General features: G+C 58.2%; 20 protein-coding genes and 2 pseudogenes. 5 read left to right on the forward strand and 17 right to left on the reverse strand.

The genetic code is table 11. The features are described 5' to 3' along the window. The first annotated feature begins 500 nt into the window (after positions 1–500). Positions 501–917 carry a hypothetical protein gene (locus LDZ27_RS11100; RefSeq protein ID WP_244814130.1) on the forward strand — a complete coding sequence of 139 codons (417 nt, stop codon included), beginning with the start codon at positions 501–503 and terminating at the stop codon, positions 915–917. Positions 918–1063: 146 nt separating this feature from the next. Here LDZ27_RS11100 and LDZ27_RS11105 read toward each other — a convergent pair whose 3' ends face one another. After that, complete coding sequence (locus LDZ27_RS11105; RefSeq protein WP_244814131.1) at positions 1064–1336, reverse strand: S16 family serine protease; 273 nt, start codon at positions 1334–1336, stop codon at positions 1064–1066. A 372-nt stretch (positions 1337–1708) separates the two neighbouring features. Here LDZ27_RS11105 and LDZ27_RS11110 point away from each other — a divergent pair. Beyond that, positions 1709–3285 (forward strand): IS3 family transposase gene (locus LDZ27_RS11110; RefSeq protein WP_244814132.1). Its coding sequence is split into 2 segments (ribosomal slippage): positions 1709–2177 and positions 2177–3285, totalling 1578 coding nucleotides; the frame shifts between segments, so codons are not numbered across the junction. Positions 3286–3287: 2 nt separating this feature from the next. On the opposite strand, the gene xseB is transcribed toward LDZ27_RS11110, so the two are convergent. Beyond that, complete coding sequence (gene xseB, locus LDZ27_RS11115) at positions 3288–3569, reverse strand: exodeoxyribonuclease VII small subunit (RefSeq protein WP_244814133.1); 282 nt, start codon at positions 3567–3569, stop codon at positions 3288–3290. Between the two features lie 13 nt (positions 3570–3582). Next, positions 3583–4824 (reverse strand): exodeoxyribonuclease VII large subunit, encoded by a 1242-nt coding sequence (gene xseA / locus LDZ27_RS11120; protein ID WP_244814134.1) that lies wholly within the window; start codon positions 4822–4824, stop codon positions 3583–3585. A gap of 209 nt (positions 4825–5033) precedes the next feature. Here xseA and LDZ27_RS11125 point away from each other — a divergent pair, with 209 nt between their 5' ends. Further along, positions 5034–6260 (forward strand): ISL3 family transposase, encoded by a 1227-nt coding sequence (locus LDZ27_RS11125; protein ID WP_244814135.1) that lies wholly within the window; start codon positions 5034–5036, stop codon positions 6258–6260. 21 nt (positions 6261–6281) lie between these two features. On the opposite strand, the gene LDZ27_RS11130 is transcribed toward LDZ27_RS11125, so the two are convergent. The 7 genes and pseudogenes from LDZ27_RS11130 to LDZ27_RS11160 form a co-directional block, all read right to left on the reverse strand. Next, positions 6282–6731, reverse strand: a complete 450-nt coding sequence (locus LDZ27_RS11130) for an exodeoxyribonuclease VII large subunit (RefSeq protein ID WP_244814136.1) — start codon at positions 6729–6731, stop codon at positions 6282–6284. A 669-nt stretch (positions 6732–7400) separates the two neighbouring features. Next, positions 7401–8351, reverse strand: coding sequence for an ADP-ribosylglycohydrolase family protein (locus LDZ27_RS11135; RefSeq protein WP_244814137.1), 951 nt, complete (start codon positions 8349–8351; stop codon positions 7401–7403). A 94-nt stretch (positions 8352–8445) separates the two neighbouring features. Beyond that, positions 8446–8973 carry an HD domain-containing protein gene (locus tag LDZ27_RS11140; RefSeq protein ID WP_244814138.1) on the reverse strand — a complete coding sequence of 176 codons (528 nt, stop codon included), beginning with the start codon at positions 8971–8973 and terminating at the stop codon, positions 8446–8448. 820 nt (positions 8974–9793) lie between these two features. Next, a pseudogene (locus LDZ27_RS29010) lies at positions 9794–11427 on the reverse strand (DUF2779 domain-containing protein). Continuing rightward, a complete protein-coding gene (locus LDZ27_RS11150) occupies positions 11370–11768 on the reverse strand; it encodes a hypothetical protein (protein ID WP_244814139.1) in 399 nt (132 codons plus the stop codon). Before LDZ27_RS11150 ends, LDZ27_RS29010 begins: the two are co-directional and overlap by 58 nt. A 42-nt stretch (positions 11769–11810) precedes the next feature. Then, positions 11811–12521, reverse strand: a complete 711-nt coding sequence (locus LDZ27_RS11155) for a hypothetical protein (RefSeq protein ID WP_244814140.1) — start codon at positions 12519–12521, stop codon at positions 11811–11813. A 450-nt stretch (positions 12522–12971) separates the two neighbouring features. Beyond that, positions 12972–13061: pseudogene (locus LDZ27_RS11160) on the reverse strand (phosphohydrolase); the annotation flags it as partial. Positions 13062–14182: 1121 nt separating this feature from the next. On the opposite strand from LDZ27_RS11160, the gene LDZ27_RS11165 reads away from it, so the two are divergent. Beyond that, on the forward strand, positions 14183–15175 hold the full coding sequence (locus tag LDZ27_RS11165; RefSeq protein WP_370653304.1) for a helix-turn-helix transcriptional regulator: 993 nt from the start codon (positions 14183–14185) through the stop codon (positions 15173–15175). Positions 15176–15518: 343 nt separating this feature from the next. Beyond that, positions 15519–16244 (forward strand): Sir2 family NAD-dependent protein deacetylase, encoded by a 726-nt coding sequence (locus tag LDZ27_RS11170; RefSeq protein ID WP_244814142.1) that lies wholly within the window; start codon positions 15519–15521, stop codon positions 16242–16244. Between the two features lie 255 nt (positions 16245–16499). Here the strand turns inward: LDZ27_RS11170 and LDZ27_RS11175 are convergent, their stop codons facing one another. The 7 genes from LDZ27_RS11175 to LDZ27_RS11205 form a co-directional block, all read right to left on the reverse strand. Continuing rightward, positions 16500–17270, reverse strand: a complete 771-nt coding sequence (locus LDZ27_RS11175; protein WP_244814143.1) for a hypothetical protein — start codon at positions 17268–17270, stop codon at positions 16500–16502. 126 nt (positions 17271–17396) lie between these two features. Then, entirely contained in the window at positions 17397–17975 is a 579-nt protein-coding gene (locus LDZ27_RS11180; RefSeq protein ID WP_244814144.1) for a hypothetical protein, read from the reverse strand. A 183-nt stretch (positions 17976–18158) separates the two neighbouring features. After that, complete coding sequence (locus LDZ27_RS11185; RefSeq protein WP_244814145.1) at positions 18159–19565, reverse strand: hypothetical protein; 1407 nt, start codon at positions 19563–19565, stop codon at positions 18159–18161. A 116-nt stretch (positions 19566–19681) separates the two neighbouring features. After that, the gene (locus tag LDZ27_RS11190) at positions 19682–20509 is read right to left on the reverse strand and encodes a Sir2 family NAD-dependent protein deacetylase (protein WP_244814146.1); all 828 of its coding nucleotides are present in this window, start codon (positions 20507–20509) and stop codon (positions 19682–19684) included. Next, the gene (locus LDZ27_RS11195) at positions 20506–21444 is read right to left on the reverse strand and encodes a 5'-nucleotidase (RefSeq protein WP_244814147.1); all 939 of its coding nucleotides are present in this window, start codon (positions 21442–21444) and stop codon (positions 20506–20508) included. Before LDZ27_RS11195 ends, LDZ27_RS11190 begins: the two co-directional genes overlap by 4 nt. A gap of 284 nt (positions 21445–21728) precedes the next feature. Then, entirely contained in the window at positions 21729–22721 is a 993-nt protein-coding gene (locus tag LDZ27_RS11200) for a hypothetical protein (protein WP_244814148.1), read from the reverse strand. A 132-nt stretch (positions 22722–22853) separates the two neighbouring features. After that, positions 22854–23270: a hypothetical protein gene (locus LDZ27_RS11205; RefSeq protein WP_244814149.1), complete on the reverse strand. Its 417-nt coding sequence runs from the start codon at positions 23268–23270 to the stop codon at positions 22854–22856. Positions 23271–23394: the final 124 nt, after the last annotated feature.

Here is a 23394-nt window from a genome sequence, read left to right on the forward strand (position 1 = left end):
CTATCAAATAGAACCCGAGTTCGAGCTCGAGAGCCGCAAACTCGTCTTTTGTTCGCATCCGTCGAGGCAATCAAAGCCCCTGACTATCACCGACGCGTACTTCTAGAACTTCCGGCATTGACGCACATGATGAGAGCCCGCGAAAGCAGGCTCCCAAAAATCACGCATAGCTACGCTGTCATTTTTTGCCTGCATCCGTGAATGCAAGCAACCTCAAATGTCGAACAATTGTCCGATAGCTTCCCCGTCCAAGTTCCAGCCGCACGTTTGTCGGCCCCAGTTTTCGCCGCTGCCGTTGTAATGCTACGCAAGCGCAGACTACATCTGCTGCGGACACCGCTTTTCTTCCTCTCATTGATGACCTCAATCACGAAGCGCCGAGTCCCATGACCGGGCACATCTCGTGTAGTCACCAGCGAAATTGGTAATCGAAACTGCGTGCGAAGCAACTGGAATTCATCCATTCTGGATGCCATTACATCACGATAGAGTTCGCCGATATGGAAGCAACACCCTTTGATACAAGCTCGCCCGGAGTTCGCACCGTTCTGCATATGTCACCCGCCGTGATGGCGGCAGCAGTCCTGTCGGCTCAGAAATGCGGCTTGAACTTGCGCGAATGGCTCGACCGCGCCGTAACGAGCCTCATCGCGGACGACCATCCCGAAGGCGCAGCACCGTGGTCCGTGCAGGCGGCGGATTTGTTTGCACAGGTGGCCAACTGTTCGCCGGAACTATTGCATGGACGGTGGGCGGCGCTGCTCGAACTCGTGCGACTAGACCGCTCGCTGTGGCACGAGCCGACGCAGACCGTCGGCGAAATCGAGGACGGAGAACCGTTGAGTGAGCCGTACCTGTCGCCGGCTCGACTGCGAAAAGCATGGCCAAGACTGGTCGGACAGGTGTTTTGCCTGTGACGGGTCGGTGGGAAAATGGTGAGGTAAGCCCCGACGAAGCTTCGATAAATCTATGGGTTTGGGTATGGCGGCGGCGGGTGTAACAACATGTGGTCGGCTTGGAGCCGAAGTTCCATGCCTGAACCGATGCTCGAAACGCTATAGCCTCATTCGGCTAGCGCCTTCAGCAAGGCGTCGCGCGCATCTTGATAGAGCTCGATGTCAAGCTTTGTCGCCATATCGTCCGACAGTTCGAAAAGTTGTCGACGACAAGACACTGGCAGCAAGAGCGACTGGGCGCCCTTCTCGACCGCGATTTCCGCGAACGTGACTGCATTGTGAATCGGTTCAACGGTGCCACCCAGCGTCACTTCCCCAACGACAATCAAACCGCCACGAACCGACTTCCGCAGTAACGCGCCTGCCAGAGCAACCGACACGGTTGCCCAGCATGACTGCTCAGCGCACACATCATTCGTAACTGGTCGTTGTGAGCAAGCAGCCTATCGATGGCAACAGGCTGTGGTCAACATATTCCAACCCGCACGTCGATTTCGATGGGCGCAAAGTCCGAGCCGATGTCCGTTCCGTCACTGAAGGCACCAGTCGTGATGGAGAGCCGTTTCTCAATAGCAGGCTGGTCGGTTAGTTACTGGCATGCGTCTCGATGTGGGTCAACGAGTCGGAAGGCTTGGCGATGGCTCAGCGCTGGCATCCATCCAGCGTCTAGAACGGGATGTCATCATCGTCCCCCGGCGTCAGACTAGTTGTCGCCTCTGAACTTTCTTATCGAGAAGAGTCAGAGGTACAGGGTGAAGGCGAAACAAACGTATTCTGTTGAATTTAAGGAACAGGCGCTGTCGAAGGTCCTGCAGCGCGGCCCCCGAACGGTTGGAGCAGTGGCCGACGAATTGAACGTGAACGTACTGACGTTAAGGAAGTGGATGAGAGGCGCCGCCGCCGCGAAGCGGAGCTCGGGCTCCGAACACGCAAGACGTCCGGAAGACTGGTCGCTGGAAGAACGGCTGATGGCCTTGCAGGAGAGCCACGGGTTGGTCGACGAAGCGTTGAACAGCTGGTGTCGCGAGCGCGGCCTGTTCGCACATCATCTCGCGCAGTGGCGAGCGGATTTTTGCACGGTCGGTGGAACCGGTAGTCGGCGCGAGAGCGCCACGGAAGTCCGGGATCTGAAGCAGGCCAATTTCGAGCTGCAGCGCGAACTCAAACGCAAGGAGAAGGCGCTGGCTGAAGCTGCGGCGCTGTTGGTGCTGCAAAAAAAGCACCGTGCGCTGTTCGGGGGCGAGGCCGAATGACGGTCCCTGAAGAGCGCAAGGCATTGATCGACCTGATCAGCGAGGCGACCCTGGCCGGGGCTCGCCAGGCGCGTGCGTGCAGCATTCTAGGGCTCAGTGCTCGAACGGTTCAGCGCTGGCAGCGCGGCGAACCTGACGCGGTGGACGGGCGCTCGTTACGGCATCACGCGCCGCGTCACAAGCTCTCTGCCGACGAACGCGCCGAGCTTCTGGCGATCGCGAACTCGCCCGAATTCGGTCATCTGCCGCCAAGCCAGATCGTGCCTCGACTGGCAGACCAGCAACGCTATATCGCCTCCGAATCGACGTTCTACCGGGTCCTGAAGGCCGAGAAGCAACTCGCACACCGGCGCAGCGAACGGCCGGCACAGGCACGCAGCAAACCCCGTTCGGTTTGCGCCGATGCACCGAACCAATTGTATAGCTGGGACATCACGTATCTGCCGACCACGGTTCGTGGGCAGTACTTCTACTTGTATCTGTTTCTCGACGTGTTCAGTCGCAAAATTGTCGGCTGGCAGGTGTATGCCGAGGAAAGCAGCGTGCTGGCCAGCGAAGTCCTCAAGGACCTCTGCGCGCGCGAAGCGATACAGCCCGCCCAGGTGATTTTGCATTCGGACAACGGCGGCCCGATGAAAGGCGCGACGATGCTTGCCACCCTTCAGGCGCTGGGCGTCATGCCGTCGCTGAGTCGCCCGGGCGTGAGCAACGACAACCCTTACTCCGAGTCGTTGTTCAAGACCCTAAAGTATCGACCTGCTTATCCGCTCAAGGCATTCGATACCCTGTTTGCCGCGCGCACGTGGGTGGGCGCACTGGTGCGCTGGTACAACGAGGAGCATCGTCACAGCGCGATCCGGTTCGTCACGCCGGCGCAGCGTCATGCCAACCTCGATCAGGACATTCTGGATCGACGCGCGGCGCTCTACGAGTACGCCCGGCAACGCAATCCGCTTCGGTGGAAAGGCCCAACGCGCAACTGGCAACGCGTCGATGCTGTGCACCTGAACCCGGATCGAATCGATAACCAGGGCGGTACCCCACGACGCCCTAACCAGGAGAGAAAGGCAGCCTGAAATTATTCGTTGAGGCGACAACTAGCTTGAAAATTTCCGTCGTCCGGTGCAGGTTCTCTTGGCTGCATCGTGACCGGTTCTGCGCTACCGACCCCTGCTCCACTAAGCGCTTGCTCGAGAGCCGTCTCAACCGCATCAATGCGCTCCTTGCAGACCTTATATGCGGCAACCGACTCCGTAACGATAGTCAGCAGGTCGTCGATGTTTGGCTCCTGTTGATTACGCAGAGTGTCGGCGTGCTTTTGCAGCACCCCATACGCTTGCTTGAAAGATTTCTCGCTCATCTGTTCGCAATCCTTATTTGACCCGGACGGCTACACGCCCGTTCCTGAACTCGATTTCCAACCCATCGCCTGATTTTGCATCGGTTGCAGAGGTAACAGGCTTACCCTCCTCACCTCGCACAATTGCAAAACCGCGCCCCAACGTTTTCTCAGGTCCTTGCCCAGCCACTTCACGAAAAAGCGCCGTCGCGGCCGTTAGCGCGCCAGCAACTATTTGTCGTGCCGACACCGTAACATCCTGCAGGCCTTGCTCCACCGATTCTCGGCTTCTACGAACATCCAACGATGTACGGTCATGAATTGCTTCAAGCCGGGTCGTCGCGAGTACTCGTGCCGTGCTCACAACATTGCTGGCCTCTGCCTTTATTTCTGAGAACATGCCTGGCACGTCGCGGTTTGCCATCGCCAGCAACTGGTAGGCGTCATGCCGGACATCCGTCACCAATTTCCTCGCATCGTGTTTTGCGTCATGAACCGTGCTGGTTGCCCCGAGTTGAAGTTCACCCATCAATTCGGACGCGGTCTGTTTCGCGGTCGCAATCTGCCTGAATGCACCGGAATGTATGGCTGAGAAGTCTCTATCGAGTACGGCGCTTGAGGCGTTTGCAACTCTTGTTGCCTGCGTAGTCAACAGTTCAAAATTCGCTTTGGCTTCATCAACCCTTTTTTTGATAGCCTGCTCTATGCCCGCGGCCACCTTACTGGGCGTATCGAACCGGATGTTTGCAACCTCATCGAGAATGGTGTTGTCACGCTCATGGCCCACCCCGGTCAAAACAGGAATTTTCAGGCTGCAAATGCACTTGGCCAACTCATAATCGTTCAGCCAAGCTAGGTCATTGACGGCTCCCCCTCCCCGGATAATTGCCACAGCATCGGGGCGCGGATAATCTGAGTCGCTCCAGTTCTCCAGAGCATCTAGCAGTGCAGCTCGTATTTCCAGAGCGGCCCCCTCGCCCTGGAAGCGACTGGAGGCGTAGACAAACCGACAGATAGCGAAGCGCTCGAGGCGATTGGCTTCGGCCTGGAAGTCACCGAGCCCGGCAGCGCCCTTCGGAGCAACGACAAGAACAGCGTTGAAATCCCACGGCACCGGCAGCTTTTTGTTGGCGTCGAATATTCCCTCTTGCTGAAGCCGCGTTCGGATTTCCCTCTTCCTCGCCTCGAGGTCGCCCAGCGTGTACTCGGGGTCGATGGCATCAATCTCAATACTGAAGCCGTACTGCGGCTTAAAGGCCGGCTTTGCCCTGACCAAAAGTTTGATGCCGGAAGCGATGCTGGCACCTGTGGCTCGTTCGAATTCAGGGAGAATTGCCTCTTTTGAATTCTCAGTGGGTGGTTTGGCGGGTCAAGGGCGAGCGTAAGCTCGGCGCAGGGAACCCTTGAGGCGCACTGATTCGATAAGCTGAGTCATGGCTGGTTGCGGCAGAATGCTGCAACCAACCATGCAAGACGAAACGAACAATGACGAACCAACTGTTTGAAGCCGCTCTGGGAATCAAGGCCCCGTGGTATGTACAAAGCGTCGACTTTGATGCCGGCAAACGCCAGCTCACGATTGCCGTGGACTTCGTCGCGGGCAGCCGGTTCGGTTATGCCAGCGTCGCCGGCGAGCATCCGGTGCACGACACGCAAATCAAGCGTCTGCGCCATCTGAATTTCTTCCAGCACGAGTGCTATCTGGAAGTACGGGTGCCGCGCGTGCGCTTGCCGGACGGCTCGGTACGGTTGGTGGAACCTGATTGGGTCGGCCAACTCAGCGGCTTCACGTTGCTGTTCGAGGCGCTCGTGCTGATGCTCGCTCAGCAGATGCCGTTTGCTGCCGTGGCGCGCATCGTCAACTTGTCGTGGCACCGGGTTCACGCCATCTGCTCGCGCTATGTGGAACTGGCGCTCGCGTCGGCGGACCTGTCGGATGTGACGATGGTGGCGATTGACGAAACCTCGTACCGGCGCGGTCATGAGTATCTGACACTGGTTGCCGACATGCAGGCGCGGCGGGTCGTGTTCGTAACAACCGGCAAGGATGCCAGCACGATTGAACGCTTCGCCGCCTATCTGGGCCAACACGGCGGCAAGCCCGAGCAGGTCGGCTCGGTCAGCATCGACATGTCGCCGGCTTTCATCAAGGGCGTCGACGAACATCTACCCAATGCGCGGCTGACCTTCGACAAGTTTCACGTCGTCGCGCACGCGTCCAAGGCGCTCGATACAGTGCGTCGGCAACAACAGAAGGTCGACCCGGAACTTAAAGGCATGCGCTGGATACTGCTGAAAGACGCGAACAAACTCAATCTGGCCCAACTGACCGACCTCGAGGCGCTTATCAGTCAGTACACCACCAGCCGCACGGCCCGCGCCTGGCTGTATCGCGAGCAACTGCGTGAGATTCTCGAGCGCAAGCAAATCAATGTCGTCTCCGAAATGTTGCAACAGTGGTGCACCAACGTCATGCGCTCGAAGGTCGAACCAATGAAGGACGTGGTGCGATTGATTCGCCGGCACTTCGACGGCATCGTCGCCTGGACCCAGACCCGCCAGACCAACGGCTTCATCGAAGCCATCAACGGACTGTTTCAGGCCGCCAAACGCAAGGCACGCGGATACGCTCGCTTCGAAACCATGCGAACGGTCCTGTTTCTCATCGCAGGCAAACTGGACTTCTCCGCCTTCAACTCGCATGCCCGCTGAAGGCCGTTACCCACTCCGCTTTCAAAAGAGCCGGAGAATTTTGTTTGCAACATTGGCCCAGATGGTCGCTCTGGCTGATGCTAATACACCGCCTTCAGGTGTCCGCTCAGAAAGCTCAAGATAGACATGGCCGTTTTTGGTTCGGGCCTCAACAACTTCCACGATGGTCCAGACGCCGGATTTGAATGCCTGAGCAACCGCTTGCGCGACGCCGGCAAGTAGCTGCGAGAGCGTGACGCCTTTCTTCGATAACGCGACTCCCCGGCCAGCAACCTCGATGGCAGGCGCCAGCTCAGAAGAAGGAGCGGAAACAGGACTTGCGGACATCAGTGACGTAGGCAACCAAGCAGTGAACAGTGCCACTTCTGTACCCTCAGGTACATACCATTTGCGGGCGCCAGCATCCCATCGGGCGCCGAGCGCCTTGGCTTCATCTTTCTCTTTAAAAGGGACTTCGAGATAGGTTGTCACAAGACGAGGGCCGATGTTTATAGGCTTAGTCGAAAATACGCTCTAGCGCCAGATTGTCCTCAATCTTACCGCTTCCGCGGGGCTGTTTCAGCGGAACGAATTTGGGAACACAAAATCTATTCCCGTTGACCGAAATACGGTACTTCGGGTGTCACGAGTCGGGACTCTGACTCCTCCGTGCTTTCCGGTTCAGCCCCAGCCACGCTCTCGTCCTCTTGCTCGACCAGCCCCAGCGCTGCTGCCAAAGCCCCTTCCGGCACCCGACACTCCGGGCAAAAGACGGCGATTTCCTTCTCATCGAGTATGCGCATTGATGCGAGCCACGGCTGCGACACGTCTTCGAACTCGCCTGTGTACAACGTGTAATGAGGCTGCGTTCTGTCTACTGGCTTCCGGCAATCCGAGCACGTTGCGACCAAATGAAGTGGCTGGTATAGCGGATGAAGGCCTTGTGTAATCTGCTCCTCCATTGCCTCCCAACATTCCTGCCCGCAAAAAGCCATCTCTTGAAGTTCATGTAAGACGGTAATGGCTTTGGTCTCGCCTTCGATAGACACTTTCTGAGTGCGGCTGTAGAAACAGTGCATGCGAGAGCCGACCTTCTCCCCGCACACCTGGCAGCGGCCTAGGTCCATAGCGCTATCTCTTTCCTGTAGGGCTCACAGAGCTTCAACTCATCGCACTTGCGCCGGCGCCGCGAAGCACTCTTTCGACAATGTCTTTGCCCTTCAATACTTCGAGCCACTTCAAAGGTATGCCGCGGTAGCCGTACAAAAGCCCCGCCAGGCCTCCCGCAATGCAGGCAGTCGTATCGGTATCATTGCCCAGCATCACGGCCCGGCGTACACATGACTCGTAGTCGGTGGTTGCCAGCAGACAGTCAATCGATGACCTCAGGCTGTCGACAACATAACCTGAGCCCCGTGTCGGCTCTGCTCGAGCGCTCAATACTAACTGAGCTTCCCGCTCGTTCTGGGTAATCGTAAATCTGCGCCGAAACTCATCTTCAGCGTGGCTGACTGCCTCCTTTGCCACCAACCAATTAAGAATCCCCGCGCCTATGAGCGCATATAGCGCGCAGCACAACTGCGAGCGTGCGTGCCCGTGGGTCAAAACACCCTGCCGCATCGCCAATTCGATAAGATGGTCCGTCGATTTGGCGACGAAGACAACCGGCAGGCAGCGCATAAGCGCCCCGTTCCCATTGTCCCGCTCTCCGGCTGGCCCCGCGTGATTCGCAACGGTGCCGCTTCTTTTTAGAGTACCGAGGGCGCGCCGCGTCTGAATCCCCACATCAAAAACCTTGCCGTCAGGAGTCATGTGCCCGTCCTCGTACCACGCAATCAATTGCCCGGCGAAATCGACGAAGTCCAGGGACCCGTTACGGTTGAGGCTGTCGAACAGACAAAGCGCCTGTGCGCCGTCGTCGCTCCACGTACCGACGGGAACGCCGGCATGGGCGCGTCGAAACTCCCGCGGCGGTTCCATCTCGATTTCATCCTCTGCAGGTATCTCAGAGGCATCGTGGAACTCGTACGGTACACCGAGCGCATCCCCGACCAGGAGGCCGTAGAGACCTCCGCGCACGCGGTCCAGGCGTTCCTCACTATTGTTGGTCATATGGTTCCCCGTAGATGGTATGCGGCATTAGATGACGTTGACGCGGATGCCGGGTTGGCACATAACATGTGGCACGCAAGGGCCGCTCAGTGTGCTATACCGCGGATGGCTTCGCTTCGTAAGCTTTGTCGAAAATCGCTTCCAAAGCAGGATGCACACCGCGCAGCCCAGCTACCACCGCCTTGGCCCAGTCGAAATACTCGCGCTTTCGCTCAACCGACCAGTCTGCCGGAGGTGAAGCGGCAATATCGCGGAGGTTGCAGATTTTGTCAGCAAGCTTCACGAGCTTCGCTTTCCCGCTAATGTGAACTGCGTGCTCGACCTGCAAGCGCTTGCGTTCCGCCTTGGGCAGCCCCTTGTCGTCAGTCACCTCGGCGACAATTTCAGCGACCTCCCGGCCAAACTGGGCAACCAGTTCCTCCAGTGAAGTCTCTGTGTCTTCAATCGTGTCGTGAAGAATCGCGGCGATGAGAACAACCTCGTCGCCCACGTCGCCTTCATTCGCCAATGCATCGGCCAGCGCGATGGGATGGTTGATGTACGGCGATGAGTCGGCATCTTTCCGCCGCTGATTCCGGTGCTTGTATGCAGCGAATGCTGTCGCCTTGATGAGCATGTTCATAGGTTGGCTTTCTTCTTTTTGATTAAAGCAGCGACCCCTAGGGCAGTCAGGAGCCGGCCTGGTCGTCGACCGAAACCGTTTATGGCTGCAGACTCACGCGACCCTTTGTCTCAAAACCGGTCGAGTCGTAATAGCTCCCACCTGCGAACCGCGGCTCGAGTGAATTCAACACGCTTATGGCGCTTTCTGCGGTCACCTCGGACAGACGCTCCGGCGGTATAGGCGCGCGATACCATCTGCCAGAACGACTGAAAGACTCATACTCGATGAAGAAACGCAGCCAGACGGTGGAACAGCGCGTGCATTTGCTCAGCGTCACATCGCCATAGTTGCTGTTCGTCGTATCGACCCCGCTGAATATTATTTCGGGGTTGACGGGACCGCCCGCTGCTTCGAAACACTCACAGCCTGTTGGATGCACTGATTGCATGATTGCTACTTTCCCTTGTTATCTTGCTCGCCCGAAGCGTCGAGCTTGCCCGGGTGAGATGCTACCCATAGTCTCCGTATCGCTCGACGATATGGGAAACACCTGACCGCTCTTCGCGCACCCACGCAGCACGTCGAATGCGATAGCCTCCCCGACTGTCATCAAGCCCGGTTCGCGCCCTCCCCTGCAGCCAAGGCTTGCGCTGCCATCTGATGGCGTCACCGCTCCGCGTCGGCAGGACCATGCCATTGTCCCCAAGCGCATCGAGATGATGGCGAATCAGCCGCGCGTTCGGGACGTGATGCCGAGCACCTCCAACTGGCGGATGATTTTTGAGTTGACATCCACTTTTCGGCGCTGCGCTCGGTCGGCAGGATGCACAGGATGGACTCATCGACCTGCCGGTACATCGCTGTGGTCTCTCGCAACTGGTTGTGCGTGCCCACACTGGTCGTCCGCCGCAGAGGGGGCGTCGATACCGTACTCGGACAGACGTATGGGTCGGCCCGCACAAAGGCCGCCATACACGGCGACCATCGCGAGCGTGTCGCGTTTGCAGTATTCGAGCAAGCGTCCCCGCAGCTCTAGGCGTTCCAGTGCTGAGCTACTCGCGTCGACAGCAGCCCACCACGCCCGCTGTGCCGCTCCACCGTCTGCCACGCCGTTCAGCGACATATATTCCAGTTCCGGGCAGAGCGTCGGCACGACCTGCTTGATGGAAAAAGAACCTTTCATCGCGGGATGATAGTAGCCGCTGCGTACTACCTGCAGCAGGTCAAGCAGGCGACGCATGATTGCCTGAAGTTCGGCTCTGCACTCCGGGACCAGTTCGCATAGCTCCCTTAGCCGTGTGCGCTCGAAGGTCGAATAGACAATGACAGGCCCCTCGTTTCCGACCGTCTCAATGAGCGAACGCACAAACTCTCGTGCCGGCAGCTCGCCGGACAGGTCGAGAAATTCGTGGTGAGTCAGAATCCCGGTGCCGTCTCGACATGACAGGACCACTGAAAGGGAATCTGCTGATACGGGTGCGTCCCTGCCCAGAACGGCACGGACGACGACATCGTTTCGAAATCGAGGAAGTAGCGCGGGTACGGTCGCGTTCGCAGGAATTGCTGCGCCGAAGGCGCGATATACGGGACGCCCTCTCGCGACGCACGCAGAATGAGCAGGTTACGCGCGCTTCCCAAGGCAGTTTCGGGGACCTCCAGCGCATTGGTGTAACCGGCCTGTCGTAGCTTGCGCGCGGCGATTCGATGAAATATCTCCACCGGGAATTCGGCCGGAGGCGGCTCCTGACTGCGGCAGTATGAGATGAACGGGCAATCGTACGGACTCGAGCAATGTTCGCCCGTGCGAATATCAGGTTTGTCCCGAGCCAGCATGGCCTGCAGTTGCCCGACGATGCCATCGACGCTCACCTTCAACTGCGCGACTTTCGCTGTGACGTCTAACTCGCGCAGCAGGCCGGCGTAGTTCTCTCCACCAGCGTAGACGAACTGGTTGTTCGTGTACGCAAGGGTGACCCGTCGCACTGGATAGCCTGCGCCTTCTGCCACCCACGCCTGAAGAGCACAGTCGAGATAGAAGTACGCCTTGTCCGAGGTCGCCGCCTTCACCTCAATCATGTGCCAGCCGTCGAGGTATGGGGCAAACCCATCTGCTCTTGAGACGACGTCCCGGTACGAGAAAGCAGCCTCGTAGACGACCGTACCATTTGCCGATGCACGTGCAAGCGCTGCCGGCGTCTCGTCAAGCGCCCTCACAATGTCGCGCTCGTGGCCGACAAGCTCTCCCGGCCCCATCAGTTCACGTGCGCGGTCACCGAAGAGGTGCCCCATCCGGAAGATGTGCTCGCTCTCAGGTGAAACGTGAGCCAACTCTCGCTCGTGCATCTCCAGCCAGAGCCGCTTGTGGCACTGCAGGCCGGACAGGATTTTTGACTTGGACAGGCGGTAGATTCGGGTCATTGGCCCAACGTTTCCTTTCGTGAAGGAAGCGCGCATTGGTCGCAAAGCACGCATATCCTGTGGCGCACTCCCGTAAGCGTGCCGGGTGCGCCGCAAAGTTCGCAGGTGCGCAGGCTTCGTTCGCGCGCTCCATCCACGAGCGTCTCCGCGGCCTCAGTAGTGGGCCCCGCGAGGTACACCCGAAGTGAGCCAAGCTTTTGCTTAACCTGCTCAACCGCGACGGGCTCATCGCTTGATTCGCGCGCGATTTGCTCGAGCCCAGTTGCAAGGTCCGCAATAATCGCCTTCCAGCCCGGCGCGCACTCGAAGCGCTCGCCTCTCGGCAGACGCGATTCCAGCTTCCGAAAAATGAGCGGATGCGCGAGGATGATTTGGCGTTCGTCATCAAGATTCATTCATGCACTCCCCGTATTTGACGTAGGCCCCAAAGTCAGCAGCTACGATAGAGCAGCCTGTCGCGATGACAGTTTCCAGTGCGTCGGCGTCTTGCCGTCCGGGGTCCCTTTTGCGTTGCAACGGACGACACTGAAAGTGTTCTCCACGGGCAGTCCAACCCACACAATCTCACCGAAATCTTCGAACGAATCGAGAACAGCGCGAAACGCGGCGCTTTGTCTCGTCGCGCTGGAAATCGGGTTCAGCGGCGACATCAGCACAAGCCGCGGGCGCACGTTCGGGTTGCGGTCAAATGCGGGCTTCATAGCCCGGTACTGGGCGAGCTTCGAACGCATCTGTTTCGTGTCCCAGTTCCCCACGCCTTTCGCCTCCAGCAGCAGCAGATGGGTGATAGCTGGCGCGTTGGCAGGACGCTCGGTGAAGCACATCACAAAGTCTGCATCCTGCTGCCGGCCAGTAACTGGAAATGCGCCAGACTCACCAGCCAAGAGCGGAAGTGGCTCGTCTGGGCGCAGTTCGTCGCTCATCAGGGCCGCATACAGCCAGTCGAGGTGAAAATCCATCGCGCAAAACACCTTTTCCGTCGTGACCTCGATTCCGCACTTCGCGAGAACCTCGCCAAGGAAGTCATCGTGTGGCACGAATTTGACGCCCAGCACGCGCTGGATGAGAGCGAAGCGCTCTTTGGCGTTGAACCTGCCAAGCTTGTACTCAAGGCTTTCAGCTGGAAAGCTTACTGATTGGTCTGTCATTTCTTGTATTAGTCTAGTGCAGCATTGGAAGAGTCGGCGCTTAGATGTCAGGGACGCAGCTCGGAAGCTCAACACCATAGATTCTACCGATATAGAGGACATTTTCTGCCCAGTACACTCCTAGCCCCTTGGTTGAATGAATCTCAGCAAGCTCAGCGTCAGTGACCCGCGCCAGATGACAACGGCCGAACTCGCTAAATGCCGGACACTCGTTCTAATGCCAAAGCCATTGCAATGCCTCACAATGAGCGCAGGGATAGCTCAACGTCACCAGCCGTCACGTCAGTATTCAACCTGGCGCCTTCGGACAGCAGAATTCTGATGCCGTAATCAAGCGGCATAGTCATGCAATGGCAGTCAGTTCTCTTAATCATTTTTGTCGCGTTGGCTGCGGGTGGGAACGAACTTACGTGGCCAGCGCCTCTTGCCGGCGTGATACACCTCGTCGAACAGAGACCAGTCCGCGGGGGGATTCGTCGCGATGTCCCGCAGATTGCAAATCTTGTCGGCGAGCTCGGCGAGCTTCGCACGGCAACTGACCATGAGGCATCCCCATACAAGGTTGACAACGTCGCTTACGCGATTATTTGACGCTTCTCCAAATGAGGGCAGATAGTTGGTTTCCAGTACCGATAGTCCGGAAATGGCTGTCCCGGGTCTTGTCTTCTCGCGGGTTGTACTCCCCGACGCGAGCGAAATGAGCATCCCGACCAACCTGTTTGCCCGTCGAATCCGTCTCGATACTGCCAATAACCTTAAAATGGTCGTCTCGCAGATATTCTGTGCTCATTCAAGCCCCGTAGTTGGTGACGTATTGTTGCGCTCGCGTTGGTCGCAAACGGGGACCCCGTTGCGCACCCGAGCCAGTCTACGTCTCAGCTGGGACATTTCATGTCTCGAAACAAGTGGAATCAGAAATTCTCGGGCCACCGCTCCCAGAAGCACGGTTCGTCGTGGTGCGAGTTCTTCATCGCGTTCTCAAGGGGCACACCTTAGGACTTGAACGTCGTCGAAGCGCATGGTGCCGTCCGGGTACTCGAAGAATGCCTGCACCTTCCAGTACTCTGCGTCGCCTTCGTCAAACGGCACGTCGATGAAGACCGCACCGGCGTATGAGTGCGTCACCGTTTCCGACGCATATGGCCGGCACTCGCGCCAAGGTGCGTACTGGGCATCGAACCACTGCAAAACGCATTTTCGACTGTCCAGTTCCGCGTAATCCTTGAAGTTCGGCCGGTCCGCCAGGTCAAAAATCGAGATAGAGCACGTCTCGCTACAGCTTTCGTGCAATGGCGTCGATGTGTCCGAGTAATGCCGGCATTTCCCTTCCCCCCAATTGTTATGCCCAAGTTTTCACGGCTTTGGTACATCTCCGTCCATGGGCAGCACGGCCTTACCTGTCTGTGCGGGGACCAGGATACCTGCGCCCAAATATGGACAGCCGAAACCGTCCCGAACATCAATAATTGCATGCAACCGGGACAATTAACGTCTCGCGCTAGATGAGACACAAGACGTCCCGAATCTTCCGTACAATCACAAAGAGACGGACCTGAAAGCAAGGTACGCCCGCCAACCTCGAAAGAACGAACGCGATGCCCTCCAGCCTCGATGAAGTAATCCTGCGAGTCCTGCCGACCGAAAGAGACGCAGTGCCTTGGATGTCCACACCGGAAGTTCGCCGTCAGCTGGAAGAGCGTGGGCATCGTGTGGGGTACACAAAGAAGGTACAGCGGCATCTGACCAAGCTGCAAGACAAGGACAAATTGGTCTTGTCGACCGAGAACGGGCGCGAGTTGCTGTGGCAGAGAAAACCTTGGCTGCAAGGGACACGCGAAGGCGTTAGCCTGATGAGCGCGTCCGAAGCAGTTGCCTTTCACGTCCTGCAGCAGTTTGCGGGCAACAAGCTTCCCAGCGCCGTCACCAAGGACATCCAGCCACTTTTTCAGGCTGCGGAAGTTCGTCTTTCGCAGGAAAGGGCGGATAGCCGGGTGTACCGTGCATGGCCCGACAAAATTGACTCGGTCGACGGCACGTTCTCACTCATTCGACCGAAGCTGCGTCCGGAAATCTTCCAGACCGTCGCGACTGCAACCTTTTTTGAGCGCGAGTTGCTCGTGCAATACCGCCCTGCTTACAAGGGTGAACAGGCTGAAGAGCCGAAGGCAAAGCCACTGTGGCCTCTCGCGCTGGTCGAGTCAGGAGGCGTCATGTATATGGTGGCACAAGACCCGACTCGGCCGCCGCAGCCGGAGAGAGGTCGGAACGAATGGATGCGCACGCTTTATCGACTGGACCGAATTGGGTCGGCTACTGAGTCAGGAAAGAGCTTCGCCTATCCTGAAGACTTCAAATTGCGCAAGTACATCGAGACAGAACAAGCGTTTAACTTTCTCACGGAAGCGCCCGTGCGGCTCGAATTGGCGTTTGATGGCAATGCTGGTAACCACCTCAAAGAGTCACCCATGGCAAAGGACCAGGAAATCGAGACCTTGCCAGACGGACGCCTGAAGGTTTCCGGCACGGTAATTCCGAGTCTGAAGCTCCGGTGGTGGCTTCGCTCGATTGGCGCCGCTGTTGAAATTGTGGCGCCAAAATCGCTTCGTCAAGAATTCGCCGCGGACTACCTCAAGCTGGCGAACAGGTATCGTTAGGACGAGGACCACGTTGGGTTGCGAATCGGAGCATGCCAGCGTGACAAGACTCCTGTTCGACACCATTGTTTTTTTCGGTACTGCCGATAAGACGGAGTCAGATTGGCGCTCCTACCAGAGTCAGAAAACAGGCGAAGGAAATGATTCTCTGCCGGCCCTCCCGTTCCCCTTGTCGCTTGTTCCGCCATGGGAAAAGCTCGCCGAGCCTTCGGGACAACTGGGCGGAGAAATGGTCAGCGTTCGGCGCTCAATCCAAGCTTTATAACCCTGCCGCCGCGCACCTGCGAGCGGTGAAACTGTAGTCTTACCAGGGGAGTAAAAGTGCCTACTGCTCAACACCTTCATGTGCCCCGTCTATGCGTATTTGCAGGCGCGGGACTGTCAGCAGAAAGTGGTATATCGACGTTCCGCACCCGGAGACGGCATCTGGACCCAAGCGAGCATCGACGAAGTCTGTAACTTCACGACATGGCGCCGCAATCGCGAGGCGGTTTTCCGCTTCTATAACGAAAGAATTGCCGAGAAGCGGGACGCACGCCCAAACGAAGCGCATCAGATTCTCGCCGCATGGCAAAGAACCTGGGGCACAGAGCGGGTTCAGCTTATCACCCAGAATATCGATGACCTGCTTGAAAAGGCAGGGGCGCCGCATGTCGTACATCTTCATGGTGACATGCATTCGCTGCAATGCACTGCCTGCGATTTTCGCTTCGCCAACGATGGAGACGAGTTCCGTTCGGACGCGGCATGCCCGAAGTGCGGCGAAGTGGATGCGGTCAAGCCTGGCGTCGTGTTCTTCCACGAGCCAGCCCCTGAATACATGAACTTGCATCGCATGAAGGTGGAGATGACAGACAACGACTTGTTCGTCGCGATTGGGACGGCATTCGAGGTCGTCTCGCCCCAGAGTATGCTGCCTTGGGGGCGGCAGGACCGGCATGAGAGGAACTTTCTGATTGACCCGTCGCCAAGACGAACAGAGGTTTTTGGGGTTGTGGAGCCCGAGTGCGCTACGGTAGGCCTGCGCAATCTGGCAAATCGCATCACCAGTTTGATGACGACGTGCTGACCAGACAGACGTGTTAGCCGAAGTAAGCATTTGCGGGTCTCGGGAGGTTCGCCGTGACCTGCCTTAGCGACCGCCCGACAAACAATGCATACCCCTCGGACCGGTGAACAACGCACGCCGGTTTCCCAGCTTGCCTGGTATGGTTCTGGCACCCATGAAATGTCGTGCGTCGCGCCGCTGGCGCCAGCTTGACGCGGACGTTCGAATTCGCCTGCACCACGAACGCAGTTCGCGAATCATGGTTGCGGCGGAAAACTATTCCTCATCCATTTTCTCAAGCCGTTGGATAAACTCTTGGGCGCTCACCGGCTCGGACATGTTCGCGTCCTCTGCAGCTTCGTGAATCATGTCCACGAACTCGTCCGTATCCCGCGGATTACCCGCCCACGACAGTTCCCACAACACGGCATGGATGACCTGTGCGAGCGTCGGGTTCGGCAACTGAAATGTATGGAGCGTGCGCGTGATGTCCCGACTGTCAGCAACTGTCACCTCGGGGTTCAAACGCAGCGGAAGGTTGAAAATATGGCCGACCGGTACGAACTTGATGGCCCACCGGATGCGGGTTCCCTTTTCGTATCGAAGATTACCATCCTCCATCACATCGTCGCGCAGTTCATAACCCACCCCGCCAACCCACAGCCGATGGACGCCGCGCAGCTCATCTGTCTCCCGGTCCTTTTCCCAGTCGTAGAACAGTTCAAGATATTCGATACCTGTCGGGTCGTACTCGCCCGTGCAAGCCTCTGCGTTGCCCTTTTTCGTCTCCTGCAAATATTCCGCCGCATACGCCCGTTTGAACATCTCGATGAGCAAAGGATTGCGGTCAAGCAGCGAAAAAATGTCGCGAACGTAAATCTCGCCACAGAATCGTACTGGCTCCATCATGTACGCAGCAGCGTTGTCGGTCGTGTCAGACGGGACGTATGCATCATCGCCCGTTGCCTCATCGCTCACCCAATGAAAATATTGGAGTTTGCCACCCGTCGTCAGCGTCAGTTCTCCCACTGGTTTCTCCTGTTTCATTCGTTCCTGGCTTGCGCCAAGACGTCTCGTCGGCGCGAACACAACATTTCCTGACGCGCGGATGCGCGCGCCGAACCAGCAGTCAGCGAAGGTACGCTCGGCCGAATATGGACGGCTGCCCCGGCACTACGGCTCCATCCAGCAAATACGTGATGCTTCCGCCCCATTCAAGTACTGGCGAATCGAGGCGTATGGCAGCACAACTGTCTTGCAGCAGGCTTGAACAACGTGCGCGGGTTCAGGGTAGACATAAAGCCCATCACGACCTAACCCAAGCCTGGCCGCGTCTATCGCGCTCTCAGAGTCCCCCGCCATATCATCCTCGATGACCGCAGAGCAGTCGCCACCATCGTGCGTCGCCTTGGCACTCAGAATGAGACGCCTTTTGATTACATCACGAATGTCCGTGCGCCATTTCACTGACCCACTGATACCTTCCTGCCATCCAACCTGGTAGAGCGTAAGCGTCGAGTAACGCTCTCCGGTAATAGCGTCGAACACGACCGGTCTAACGTCAGCCAACGGATAAGGTCCGCCACAATACTCGCTGACCGACACCTCGACCGAAAAAACTGACGGTGTGTCGAGCAGAACTGTAGCTCGCGACGAATAGGAGCCCGCACACTCGCCAGCATCCGCTTTGATTTCTCGGCGCAAATCCTTCACTGCGGCAACAAGTTCGTGTTGCGTCCGGGACTTTGCCACCGGGAAGGGCGCCGGCCGAATATCGACGGTAGCTGCAATACAGGTCCCCACCCTGGCAGTCACGACAGTCCACGCGATGAACCCCAAAAGGCGATTACGCACTATTCAAATGAATCAACGACAAAAGACAGGTGGAAAGGTCTCTTCTTGAGTTCGGGCGCCAGCTAAAGCGACAAGACGCCATCATTTGCCCACGGTGTCTGCAACATCCCGCCAATTGACCGCCAGAAGCGGCACCGTTGCATACCCACGTCGAACATATTCCGCCAGCAACGCGTCCCCCTCTCCCGCCAAACGCACTGCTGGAGGGCAGCCCAGCAAACAGGGAGCCCGTCGCTCGACGAGTTCGCCTACGGGCCAGGTCTCCGGCATACACCCCGCCAGTGCATGGCCAACGGGCAAACCAGTAGCCTCCCGGCTTGCATAGGCTTCACGCATTGAATCGAGGGGGAGGTCGACGAGCGATGCTCGGACAGAAAACAACTGTTCTTCACGCGGCATGGGGACAGGGGCTTGCCACCAGATGGCATTTTCATGCCGGAGAGCCAACAGGACCGCTTCGCTGGCAGTGCCGGGCAAGCGACCGAGCGTTGAACCACTACCTGCCAGGTAGCCATAGAAATCCGAGTATTGGCTCAACCACCCGCGCTCGCCGTCAAGGAACGCCGCGACGCCTCTCTTCCGACAGTAACTCGCGTGCGCGCAGATGTTACACGCTGGACCGTCGCCGACGCACACTACTTTGCGCGACGACCATCGCATCGCGTCGAGACGAGACCACGCGAAGTTCGACGCAAATACGGCCTCAACATAACGAAACGGCTTCCCTGACGCGACAGAGACTTTGCCATAAAAAGTCGCCGCCTCGCGGCGTTCCGCCTCGGACGGGAGGCGCAGCGTGCCACCACCGCTGACTACTCCGAGGCGCTGCAGAATGAGCACCCCCGGCGGCGTGACATCGCAAGTCAGGCCGAGTTTCCGGATAAGCGAGTCGGCGTGGTCGCTGTCCAAACTATTGAACGTTCCCACAAGCGCCGCATGCAGTTCCGGCTGCTGTTCCCCGCCATACATGCGGATGAACCGGCTGAAAAAAGCATGAAGGCTCCCAACCCTCGTGTCGCTGACAATGTCTTTCGCCGTGCGGGCGAACTGGACACATCTTGTGAAGTTGCATTTGAATCGCTGCGGGATGCCAGCCAGCCGGAAAATGCGCCTACGGTCGTGCGCGTCATAGCCAACGACCTGGTTCATGTCCTTCATGTACGGCAGCAGCAGTTCCAGGCGGGAATTGATGATGCGACACCGCCACTGGCTCCCGGGGGTGGTCTCGAATGAGTGCCCCCGCCAGTGTGGGTCTTGCCTCATGGTCGATTCCATCAGCGCTAGAAAGTAGCGCTCATCCGACGTGTCAGCAAGGCTTCGAAGGTATGCCAATCTGGCAACGTCCGAAGTCCGCATAACGTTGGCCTCCGCGTCGGCAAACAATTTCCCAAGGTCAGGCAATGATGAAGCCACAAAACTCCTTTTGATGTTCACGACTGCTCGATTTCCTCTGTCGATATCGAGGGCAGAGAGGTTGAGGATGCCCACGTCCTGCAGTGCTGGTTACAAGCCCTTCGACGCTGACGCTCGCCAACACAAGTGTCGACATGTATTAGGGCTGGAAATCCGAGATGGTACGCATACCGCTTCGGCAAACTCCTCCGCTACCTGTCTTTCAAAAGCTCGTCCAACGCCGACAGCGCTTCGACCGCACGCCCCTGAATGCCGACGCCCTTCGCTGGGTTGGTTACGGCCTCCCGCGCATTGATGCGGATGACGCGCGGACCATGGCGCTCACTGAACCGTCTTACGGTAGGCAGCGCTTTGCCCGCGCCGATTTCGACCACAGCGAGCCGAGCGACGCCCCCAAGCCAATGGTCCAACCTCGCCAGCTGCCTTTCAGTACGCGAATCGAGCCACGCCCAATCTCCGAACATCAGAATATTTGGTCTGGCCAGCGCACCGCAGCGCGGGCATTTTGGAAATGCGTTCTTGAGGTGACACGCGCGCTCGTCGACGTCGGGTGCGAAACGGGCCGCTGACCAGATGTCCACTGAACACGGCTCTGTGCATTGGAGGTGGTGAATGGAGCCATGACATTCCGCGATGGCGCTTTCCGGAAACCCGGCCTTCTGGAACTGACCGTCGACGTTGCTCGTAAAGACGAACGCTCCTCTACTCATCCCGTCTGCCCAGCGCTTCAGGATGGCAAAACCGGCGTGCGGCTCGATGCTCCGGTACAGCGCAAGCCGGTGGCCGTAGAAGCCCCAGGCAAGCGCGGGATTCTTCATGAAAGCATCCGGGTTGGCAATCGACTCGAAAGGGATTTTTGCCTCGCCCAGTGCGGGATAGGCGGCCCACATCCCCTGATTGCCGCGAAAATCCGGCAACCCCGAATCCACGCCCATCCCCGCCCCAGCGGTGATGAGCAGTCCATCCGCTTCGCGCAACCATCCGGCCGCCGTCTCGAGTGACTGAGCTTCTAGCGTCATTGCAACGCAACCTCGGGTTCATTGTTGATTCCGTAAGGAACATGACCGGTTGTGACGTGCCGTGACGCGGACTCACAATTGCGGACATGGTCGTCAAAGAAAATGTCCGGCTCAAATTCGGCCAGGAAGGGGGCTTTCGGCCGACCACCGAGAAACATCGCTTCGTCGACCGTGACGCCCCACGCCATCAGCGTACGAATGGCGCGTTCGTGCGCGGGCGCGCTTCGCGCGGTGACAAGCGCGGTCCGCACAGTAACAGTCGACCTGCGTCCGCGTTGGAGCCAGCAGAGCGCATCAAGGAAAGGCTTCAGCGGTCCCGGCGGCAGTGGTATACGGGCGTTGCGCACTTCATGGTCGATGAACTGCTCCAACTGCATCAGCCTGAAGATACGTTCCGCCTCGTCACTAAACAGGACGGAATCGCCGTCGAAGGCGATTCGCAATTCGCCGTTGTTCCGAAGACGAGTTCCCGCCGATGCGGGATAGACTCGCGCGGCCGGAAACCCTCCCGCCATCGCGGCCCGTACGTCAAGAGCATTGACCGACAGAAACAGGTTCGCGCCGAGCGGACGCAGGTAGCGATGCGGCGCAGCGCCGCTGGTGAAGATAGCGCGGCTGATTGCCAGCCCATGATGACGGGCGGAGCCGAAGACCCGCAGGCCGGTCACCGGGTCATTGCGCGAAAGAATGGCCACTTCGACATCATTTCCACCTTCACCGCTGAATGCAAGGAGCTTTCGCACAAGCGGGAAAGCAGCGCCCGGCTGAGCGGGAAGGTCGAGCTTCCTCTCCTGCAGCGCGCGGTACGCAGCCGGGTCGGCCTCTCGAAAAACGAGGTTCTCTTCTTCGAAGTCGAAGAGCGCTCTTGCAGAAACCGCGACGATAACCTTTCCGTTCGTACCCAACGCAGCCTCCCGACTTCGAAAGAGTTTCATCCTACTGCCGATTTCGGACACTTCATGTCTCACGCAAACAGCGCGTCTGCCGCGCTCTTACCTGCTTTATGTGCTACAGCGCCAGGCAACGAAGAGATGCCGAGCCCGCAGCACCACAGGCCGGCATCCGCCAAGACCGTCCAGGAAGACACGGGCCTCGAGCGAACGTGTCGCCGCAGGGCGGTTCTCGAGAGCCACAAAAATGTGAGTCCGCCAGTGGCGGAAGAGCGCCTGCGGGTCACTGCTGGATAGGAGCGAGTTGCAATGGCCGCGCGGGAACCGAGTCAGCTTACAAGCTTGAGTACAGTCTTGTGCCGGACCGTTGCGTTTCGCGGCGCCCATTCTTTGAGGAGCCGCTCGTATTCGGCCCGATACTCACGCCCACGGGCAATCAGGAATTCGCGCTCAACCGCCGCTTCATCATCTTTGCCAGAGTAAATGAGTGCAGCGTAAAGCGCCGCCCTGACCTGGATGTACAGCAGGTGCGTCCTGCTATGGGGGGCCAGCCGCAGGCGGCAATTTTCCGGATAACTGGCGCCGCTCGCACTGAGCGTCGCCCGCGCCTTTGATTCCGCGATGTCGTACTCGCCAGCAATCATATGTCCGGCAGCCCCGAATGCCGCCGCTGCAAGCAAGCCAGGCCGGTCAACAAATTCGTCAGCGGCCGCGTCAAGCTGGAATATGTCTTGGCGCAAGAGGCTAAACGCGTCGAAGTCCTCATCAGCCAGACGGGCCGCGTGGCACGGCTCCAGATAGGCATAGCGCTCACCGTTGACCATATCGGTCCGATAACTATATATCGGCTCCGCAATGGGCAAAAACGGACTCGGCCCCATCAAGGCCTGCCAGTGCGTCGCCCCGAAGAGCTCTGCAACCACTTGGCAGGCCGTAGGTGCATCAATCCTCAGCGCTATCTCAAGGCGTCTGGCGAAGGTCCGAATGCTGACTCTTGGCACCGGTGCTACCGGCAAATCGCGCGGGTCGGGCTCGAAGCACCCCGGCAACACGTCGATGAGCTCCCATGCATAGTCTTCGAGGTCTTGTTGCGTACTGACTGCTCCGAGCGCTTTCTCTGTTTCCCTCCAGGTCCGCATTACGCAGGTCGCACTGATGGCATCAAGACTGCATTCCCGGCTCAGACCCGGCAGCAACATCTGTAGGCGCAATGCCTTCGTTTCCAGTCGCCGTTTCAGCTCCCCAAGGAAATCTTGTGTTGCATCAGCCTTCCACGTTGGCAGCTTTAACGCGGTGGCGAGCAGACAAAAGCGTTCGTACAATCCGGTCCTCCGTTATCGCCCATCCAGAAACAGTTTCAGGTCCGAGCGGCTTGCATCCCAAGGGGTCGCGCAGCCCGGTTGAGCTTCCACGCATCCCCGCACGCAAGGCTGCAAGGTCCATAGCCGACCGGGTCAACTACGGGCGCGATTTTCGAAGTAGAAGTCATCAGCCTGACGTTTCCAGGTATTCAGTTCTTCTCCCCGCTTTTGGTCGGCGAAGCCATGATGCGGAATGTACCAGCCGCGGTCGATTCGGATGGCGACTACGTCATCCTCGGGTCCAAGCAACTCATTGTGCTTTGGAAATCCGCCAATGTCGCCTGGCGAAAAATGGGTTTCGGTGTGAAGCAGATAGAAGTTCGCCCCGACGTGAACGTACGGCTCAAACCGCGCTGTCGCGCGAGCGCGAGACGGCTCGGCTGTGTAGTACTTCAGGGTGGCCTCCCACAAAGCCTGAAGTGCCGCTTCCATCTTGGATGCGCGGGTCTTGGGATTGCCGTCCGCTATCGAAAACCAGATGGCGTAGCTTGCAACGTTATTAGCCGACATTGCTTCGTTCCCCCGTGAAAATTCCCTGGTTACACAGTTGCATAGCTCACCGCCGTATAAATCTGAGCTTCCGGCAGCCGTACTCTATGGTCTCTATATAGTTACGCTCACTGGAGCCCACGAC

It is taken from the genome of Caballeronia sp. Lep1P3 (genome assembly GCF_022879595.1).
Taxonomy (GTDB): Bacteria; Pseudomonadota; Gammaproteobacteria; order Burkholderiales; family Burkholderiaceae; genus Caballeronia.